The sequence below is a fragment of the Methanosphaera sp. WGK6 genome (genome assembly GCF_001729965.1).
GTDB lineage: Archaea > Methanobacteriota > Methanobacteria > Methanobacteriales > Methanobacteriaceae > Methanosphaera.
This window is the reverse complement of the sequence record NZ_JRWK01000021.1, coordinates 1-9,833: the sequence shown is the minus strand read 5'-3', so window position 1 is coordinate 9,833 and position 9,833 is coordinate 1. Positions and strand designations below refer to the sequence as shown.

At 25.9% G+C, this 9,833-nt stretch carries 3 protein-coding genes and 1 rRNA gene; 3 read left to right on the top strand and 1 reads right to left on the bottom strand.

Annotated features, from left to right (window positions below):
- Positions 1-219 precede the first annotated feature (219 nt).
- From NL43_RS07870 to NL43_RS07860, 3 genes are all read left to right on the top strand, one after another.
- Positions 220-6,429 (top strand): hypothetical protein, encoded by a 6,210-nt coding sequence (locus NL43_RS07870; RefSeq protein ID WP_069593507.1) that lies wholly within the window; start codon positions 220-222, stop codon positions 6,427-6,429.
- Positions 6,430-6,730: 301 nt separating this feature from the next.
- Positions 6,731-8,731, top strand: a complete 2,001-nt coding sequence (locus NL43_RS07865) for an Ig-like domain-containing protein (RefSeq protein ID WP_069593506.1) — start codon at positions 6,731-6,733, stop codon at positions 8,729-8,731.
- 393 nt (positions 8,732-9,124) lie between these two features.
- Entirely contained in the window at positions 9,125-9,349 is a 225-nt protein-coding gene (locus NL43_RS07860; RefSeq protein WP_069593505.1) for a hypothetical protein, read from the top strand.
- Between the two features lie 179 nt (positions 9,350-9,528).
- Here NL43_RS07860 and rrf read toward each other — a convergent pair.
- A 5S ribosomal RNA gene (rrf, locus tag NL43_RS07855) occupies positions 9,529-9,650 on the bottom strand.
- Between the last annotated feature and the right edge of the window lie 183 nt (positions 9,651-9,833).

Sequence of the window (9,833 nt, the reverse complement as noted above, 5' to 3'; positions counted from 1 at the left end):
ATACATGATGAATAATTTAATTATTTTTTATAAAAATTTATTAATATTTGAAAAAATATATATAAGAAACATATTTGAGGATTAAAGAAAATGAAATGTTTTAATTAACTCATAAAAACACGTAATTAGATAATGATATTATTAGAATTGAAGTTCAAAGTGATAATATTATTCATCCTTAAATATATTTTAATTAAAAAATAGGATGTTAAAATTTTTATGTTTAATAAGAAATCAACAACAATTTTAATGTTCTTATTAGTATTATTGACTTTAATTGGATTATCTGTAACAAGTGCTACAGATATAAATTCAAATGATACTATTCAACAAGTTACTTCTGAAATTTCAGAACAACAAGTATCAACTACTAGTCAAATTAGTACTAATGATAATAATAAAATTAATGAAATAAAAACAAATAATATAGAACATAAAAGTATAAAAAGTGAAGATGAAACTGGAAGTTTTGCTGATTTAAATACTGTAATTGAAGAAGCAAAAACTAGTGATAAAAGTACTATTACACTTGATAAAGATTATCAATCCACAGAGGAAAATAGTATATTTGAATTAAATCAAACTATGATTATTGATGGTAATGGTCATACTATTGATTATAATCAACATAATGGTACTTTTAAAGTAACTTCTGATATTACTATCAAAAATGTTAAAATTACTAATTATAAAATTAGACAAGATGCCGCTTTCACAGTTTCTGCGGGTGGTAAATTAACATTTATTAATGTTACTGTATCAGATATTACCAATACAACTTATGCTTCAAGAGGATTTATAAACACAACTGCTGTTGATGTTGCAATATCCATTTATAATTCCACATTTAGAAATGTTGATCAAATTTCTAATGGTGTAATTTATATTTATAATACTAGATCTAATTTGACTATTGAAAACTCTATTTTTGATAATATTACAAGTCAAAATGGAGCAATTAATTTCAATACAGGTGGTCTTTTAAGTATTAATAATTCCAATTTCACCAACAATTATGCTAGTAATTATGGTGGTGCTATAAATACAAGAACTAATACTTATGGTGTATTTATAACCAATTCATATTTCAAAAAGAACAGTGCTGGAACATATGGTGGTGCTATTGCAATTAGAGGAGCTAATGCTACTATAGAAAATAATACTTTCATTGAAAACAATGCATCTAGTTCATATAATGGAAATCCTAGAGGTAGTGCTGGTGCTATTCATGTAGCTGGAAATAATATATTTATCATTAATAATACCATGCAAGATAACTATGGAGCTATTAATGGATCAGATATTGGAATTTTCAGTAATTATAAACTAAATAGTACAGTTATTGTAACTGCCCCAGATACTACTATTGATTCTGATGAACCTATAATAGTAAAAGTAAGAGTTACTGATGATAAGAAAAATGAAATTACTGGTGGAATTGCTACTTTAACAGTGAATTCTAAAACATATAGTGCAACCGTAATTAATGGAACTGCAATTATTACTATTTCAAATCTTGAAGAAGATAAATATGAAATGAGTGTTACCTATGATAGATCTGAAAATCTTACAATTGTTTCAGGTACATTAACTTATGGTACTGTATTACCAGATATGACTGATTATACTTCTCTTCAAGATGCTATTAATTATGTTGATGAAAATGTAATTATAAAATTAAAAAAGAATATTGTAAGAGCTGATTCTGAAACATGTGTTAATATTACAAAAAATATTACTATTAATGGTAAAAATTTAAAAATAGATGCATCTGAAGGTACTATGTTTAATATTTCTAATGATGCTACATTAACATTAACTAATATTACATTAACTAATGTAAGTGCTCAAAGTATGATAAATATTACTTCTGGTAATTTAATATTAAACAATGTAACTATTGAAGATAATAAAGTAATTTCTAACCAGTATAATCCAACTTCTTTAATAAAAGTTACTAAAGATACTACTTTATTAATAAATAATACTATTATTAGAAATATAAAAGGTTCATTTATTGATAATTTAGGAAATGTAACTATTAATAATACATCTATTACTGATGTTGATGCAAGTTCAAGTGTTGATAATGCAGTAATTAAATTAACGGGTAATTTAAGTATAATTAATTCTTCAATGAATAATAATAAAGGTTATTCTGGAATGATTTATGGTATAAGTACTTCTCAAACAGGTACATTATTAGTTGATAATTCCACATTTATTGGAAATACTGTAAGTCAAGGAAATGGTGGTGTAATAACCACAGGCAATAATACTAATATAACCAATTCTTACTTTAAAGATAATAGTAATACTCATGCTGATAAAAATGGTGGAGCTATATATATTAGTAATGGATTAACTACAATAATTAATTCTACATTCATTAATAATATTGCTACAGGTAATGGTAGTGCAGTAGCTACAGGATATAATGGAAACTTTAATATTACAAATTCAGTATTATTATCCAATACTACAAATACAATACTATTTAATGGAAATAATAAGATATCTCCAGTAGCTAATTATAATTGGTGGGGTAGCAATTCTAATCCATCAGATAAAGTAAATTCTGAATCATATTATGATGAAGATGAATATGAAGATTCTAATTATCCTGATATTACAGTGACTAATTGGGTAATTATGAATGTTACATTAACTGAAGATCCTGAAGATAATAGTGTATTTACTGTTGAAACTACATTTAATAAATATACTGATTCAAGTAGTACTATTTATGATTTAGTTGGTGGACTTCCAAAATTAAATAATGTTAAATACACTGCAACAGCGGGTTCATTTGTTAAAGATGAAACCGAAGTTATTGATGGTAAAACTACTAATAGATATAATGCAGGTTTAACTGATGCTACAATAACAATTAGTCAAGATGATCAAAATGTTGTATTTGAAGTTAAAGCACCTGTGATTGATCCAAAAAATTATAAAGGATTCCAAAAACTTATTGATGCAGCTAATAGTAATGATGTAATTACATTAACTCAAAATCTTACAAGAGCATCAAGTGAAACTACACTTAATATTACTAAGGATTTAGTTATTGATGGTGCAGGATTTACTCTTAATGCAAAAGAAGGTACTACTCCAGTACTCAATTTATCTGATGGTGTAACTCTTACTATTAAAAATATAATTATAACTAACAGTAGTTATGCATATGGTGCACTTACAAGTTTAAAAAATGCAAATTTAATATTAGAAAATGTTACAATTACAAACTTTAATGTAAATACAGGGTATGGTGACAGAGGAGTAATTATAGTAGATACAACTTCAAATTTAACTATGAATAACTCTAATATTACTAATATCAATGCTAAATCCATAACAAATAAAGGTATTACTGTAATAAATAATTCCATTGTTAAAAATGTAACTACAACAAGTTCATCTGATTATGGATGGTTAACAAATACTAAAGAGTTATATATTTATAATTCAGTATTTACTAATAATACTGGTTACAGTCGTGGATTATATAGTAGTAATGGATATTCTACTCCAAAATCAATACTTGTAATTGATAATTCTACATTTATTGGAAATACTGTAAATCAATCATACACAGTACTTGGTGGAGCTATTGCTGATTATGGTAATGCTACAATAACTAAGTCAACATTTATTAATAATAGTGTTACTACATCATCAAGTTATGGTAGTGGTCGTGGAGGAGCTATTTATACTGAAGGAAACTTAACTATAAGTAATTCTGTATTTATAGGTAACTCTGCTAAAGAAGGTTCAAATATATATAATGGTAATGGTTATTCTGGTCAAAATAATAAAGTACTTGTTAATAATAATTGGTGGGGAAATAATAAAGGACCTCAAGATACTCTTGTAGTATACAGTACTAGTTATTCACAAATTACTGCAGATACTTGGGTAATTATGAATGCAACATTATCTGATGCTATTGATAATACATATACCATTACAACTACATTTAATAAAGTAACTGACTCTGAAGGTAATATTAAAAATCTTGAAGGTTCACTTCCAGAATTTACAGTAGAATACACTGCTTCAGACTGTACAGTAGCTACTGAAAATTCAGTAGTAAAAGAGGGCATTACAACAAATACTATGACTGATAATGATGGATTTTATGTAGTTAAAGTAATCCAAGCAAATCAAGTTATAACATTTAGTAATTTAGCTCCTATAATAATTACAAATACCACATATCCAGATTTCTTTAATGAAGATGGAACACCAAAAGATGTAATATCTGAAGGTGCTACTATTAAATTATCAGGATTATTTACAAATAAAAACTTTACATTTGACTTTGCAGTTAATATTACAAGTGATGCTAATCAGGCAATTCTTACAAATTCCTCATTTATATTCACAAATAAAGCTGAAAATAGTAATATAACAAATCTTATTATTAGTAATGAAGATTATTCAAGTACAATATTTAATATAAATACTAATAATATTTTAATTAAAAATAATACATTAACTCAAGTTAATACCGCTGGAACAACACATGCTATTACATTAAATGGTACTGAAAATATTATTATTGAAAATAACACCATAAATGTTTCTGGATTAACATATGAAATTACTTATGATAGTAGTGGATTTGGATTATGTAATTTAAGTGCTATTCAAGCATTCAACACTAAATTCACAACAATAAATAATAATAGTATTACTACAGAAGCTACTGGTCATGGTAGTGGCGAAAATACTATGGAAACTATGGTTGGTGTAGATTTCCCAGGTAGTTTTGAACTTGATTATGATACATATGACTATATTTATAATAAAAACTTTAATGCTTCAATAACTAACAATAATATAACTACTAAAGGCTCAGATTATACATATGGTATTAGAATGAGTAACTTTATAGATGGAAGTCATGTTGAAAATAATACTATTGTATCTAATGGTACATACTTTGCAAATGGTATTGAATTAGGTGCTGCTTGTGAAAATATTGTTAAATCAAACAATATTACAGTTAATGCTGAAAATTATACTTATGGTATAACTGTTACTACTAATAGTCAAGGTAGTACAAAAGAAAATATAGTAGATTCAAATATTATTATAGCATCCGCAAATGATGTTTATGGTATTGAATTATATGGTGCAGATGAAAATAGTATAACTAACAATACAATTAATGGTACTGGTAATTATACTATGGGTATTGGAATGTATCTTGCTGATGAAAATGAAATTACTGGAAACAATATTACATTAACAGCAGATAGTTCTGCTACAAAACAAAGTACCTCTGATCTTGTAGGTCAATATGTTGCAGGTATTCTTGTAAATGGCAGAAGTAATGCTAAAGACAACAATATAAAAGGTAATATAATTACTATTAATGATAATGGTAAAGATAGTTACACTGTAAATATTGTTAAAGGTTCCTCAAATACAGTTCAAAACAATACACTTATAACTAGTCACAGTCAAGGTGATAAATCAGTAAATGCATCTAGTGATAACACTGTATCTAGTAACTTACCAAGTAATGAGTTAACAATCACAGCAGTTGATGTGACATTTACTCTAGGAACAGAAAATACGTATACTGCAACAATTAAGGATAGTGAAGGTAACCCTGTAACTATTGGTAATATTATATTTACAGATAATACAAACACATTTGATGTTGCGGTTGAAAATGGTGTTGCATCATTTAAACTTACAACTGATAATGTTGAAAAGACAGTTGCTTGGACTGCTACATATGTTGAAAATGAGTATTATAATAGTAAAACTGTTGACTTTAACATGAATCTTGTTAAACAAGAACCAACAATTTCTATTGAAACTGGTGTAGCTATTATAGGTGATAATCTTACAATTACTGCTAAATTAGCATCTAGTGATAATACACTTATTAACAGTGGTCGTGTAGTATTTAAAATAAATGGTAAAACCCTTAGAAATAGTGATGGTAATGTAATTTATGTTCAAGTAGAAAATGGTGTTGCAAGCACTCAAATTACTGTTGCTAAAAACTACTTTGATAAATGTAATATAACTGTTGTTTATAGTGGTTCTTCACAATATACTAGCAGTAGAGTTTCAAATATTATTAGTGTAAATAAACGTACAGCTAATATGGTTATTACAACAGAGGATAATGTTAAAGCTGGTGAAACTATTACACTTAAAGCTAACGTAACTTATAATAAGGTTGCTGTTACAAATGGTAAAGTTGTATTCAAACTTAATGGTAAAACATTAAGAGATAATGAAGGTAATGTAATTTATGGAATTGTTGATAGTGAGGGTATTGCTACAATAAGTTATACTTTACCTGCAAAAATGAGTGCACATACATATAGATTAACTGCTGTATATGGTAATAATTTATACGAACGTTGTGAAGTTAATAGTACATTAACTATTGTAAAATAATTTTTTTTGGGAAATAATATAATTCCCCTTAACTTTTTTTAGAAAAATTTTTTTCATGAAACTTATTATAAACTTAAATAAAATCTAGTTTATATAAGAACTATACCTATTTTTTAGATAAATATTTAATAACCTCGAATACTCCTCATAAAAAACTAAATATATACTACAACATATATATTATGAATACTATTTTTATAAAAATTAATGAATAATAAATATAAATACAGGAATAAAGATAACCCATAACTATGTGAAGAGTTAACAAACTATTCAAAAAAAAATTATTAGGAGATTAATATTGAAACAATCATATAAAAACACGATCCTTCTAATATCACTAATAATCATTATACTAGGAATAACCACAGTAAATGCAGTAGATACAAACAATGATACACCTACCCCAACAATAAAAACACAACAACAAAACGATATACATATAACCTCCAACAACTACCCCACATACTTTGATGAAGAAGGATTTATAATAAATGAAGATATTAAAGACAATACAACAATAACACTAAAAGGAGAATTTGAAGATAAAAACTTCACAATAGATAAAACATCCATAAAAATACAAGGACAAAATACAACACTAAAAGGAACAACAATAACCCTACTTGGAAAAAATACAACAATAACAAACTTAACAATAAATAATACGGACAAACAACTACCAAGTACAATACTCATCAATGCACCAAACTGCACAATAGAAAACTGTACAATAACTGATAAAAGTACCGAAGAAATAATTACAATAAACATAAACTCTGACAACACCACAATAAAAAATAACAACATAACAGTAGGCGGACCATCAGATGAAATAGACTGGTATTCTGAATTAGGACTAGTAAAAACACTAGCAATAGCAATAATTTCAAATAACAACATAATACAATACAATAACATAACCACATACACCACAATAACCAAATATGAATATGGAGCAATAGAACCAATCACAATACAAGGATCTAAAAGTGGCCTTAAAGCACAATATAACCTAATTGAATATAACAATATATACTCAACAACAAATGAATACACATATGGAATAAATCTTGGAAGAAACATTAACTATAACACAATAAGAAAAAACAATATAACTGTATATGGAAAACAACTTGCAAATGGAATCCAAGCATTCACATCAGCAAGTAACCTAACCATCGATTCAAACAATATAATAAGTATATCCGAAAATAAATCAGATGCAATAGCAATAGGAAAAGACAATGAAGGCGGCAAAATAGAAAATAACACAATAACTAATAATAATCTAACAGTAAAAGCAAACACAGCAACACTACTTGATATTGCAACAAGAAACATACCTCAAAACAATTCAATTATATCACTAAACACTGGACAAATAAATGCAACAAACACAATAGCAATGCAACTAAACACATACAACACAAACATAACAAACAACAACATAACAATAAACACTACAACAAATACAAGTACAGCAATACTTCTAAAACAATCCGATAACAACAACATACAAAAAAATAAGATAATTACCAACACCATCTACACAATAACACTTGACACATCAAAAAACAATACAATAACAAATAACATTCTCATAAGTACTAATAAAAAAGGAGATAAAACGGTAACACCAAACAACAATAACACAGTAAAAAACAATGAACCAAATGATAAAATAAACACAACCATAACAACACAAAATATAACATCAAAAATAAATGAAACAATATCCCTCAAAGCAATAATAATAGATGAATATGGACTAGCAGTAAATGAAGGTAAAATAGTCTTTAAAATAAATGGTAAAACATTAAAAGACAATCAAAATAATACAATCTACATCCCCGTAAAAAATGGAGAAGCAATACTAGAACAATTTACAATACCATTAATATGGCACAACCCACAATACACAATACAAGCAACATACAGTGGATCACAAAACTATAACCAAAACAGAAACAAAAACACAACACTAACAATAAAAAAAGAAAACACAACCATAAAAATAACAACACCACTACAAGCAAAAACAAATACCACAATAACATTAAGCATAAACATAACCAACCCCTACAATATAACAACAGGTAAAGTAATATTTAAAATAAATAAAAAAACACTACGAGATCAACAAGGAAACATAATCTATGGAACAATAATCAACAATACATCCACAATAACATACACACCCACATACTTAAGTCCAAAAAATTATACAATAACTGCTGTATATACAAGTCCACTATATAAAAGAACAGAGACAACAGAAATACTCACAATAACAAGATAAATAAAAAAAAATATTCACCACCCCTCTTTTCTATCTTTTTTTTATAAAAAACAAATTATACAGATAATAAACAACAAAAAAAATAGTACTATAAATAAAAAATAAAAAAATCATACTATAACACCCCATAATTAATAAAATACTATTTATATAAGAAAATATATAAAAAACACTAATTATAGATAAAAAAAGGTAATACTATAAAATTAAATACCAAATAAAAACGTTTAAAATTAAAAAAATAAAGTCTAGATAAAATAATCTAGAAATAAAAATAAAATAAAAATATATTTTGAAATCAAAAATATAATAAAAACTTAAACTTTATAATCTAAAAAGAGATTATAAAAAAATACTGATTAAACAAATAATCAATAATGGACTCATTGAAAAATGAAAATAAAAAATATAAAAATAAAATTTGATGAAGGACACATAAATACCATTGAAATAAATTATCATGATAAAATAACTAAAACACAAGTTCAAGAAAATAACATCATAACTAACAAAACAAAGAAAATAACAGATAACAAAGAACAATTACATGTGCAACATCAAGAAATACAAGAAGAACAATTAGAAGATATATTACACAATATAAAACTTAAAAAATAAATAAAAAAAAATAGTATTATCTCAAAAAATCTATAAACTTTTTTTAAAATAATTATTAAAAAATTAGAATCTTAAATTTACTACAAAAACTAGAATATTAAAAACTGCATAATAAATTCCACTTAAAATAATTGCCACAAAAACAAGCCAAAAAAAATACTTTAAAATTAATAATGAAAGGCCGGCAACTTTCCGAAATTCCCATAGACTTACCACCTATAGTACAAGACAGAACGTAGATAGACTTTATTACTGAGATCGAGACGAGATCAGATGTGACCCTATCGCTATGGTCGCCGTACCAGAAAAGTTCAAAGATGTACCCATCCAGAAAAAGTTGTAATTGAATTCATTTGAAAATATGAAAATCCAAAGAATTACTGAATACACCTAACTAGAATAAGAAGAAAAAAGTTAAATTCACTTTAAAATATTCTACTATAAATTAAATTAGATTCTATTCATGATAAAAACAATGAATAAA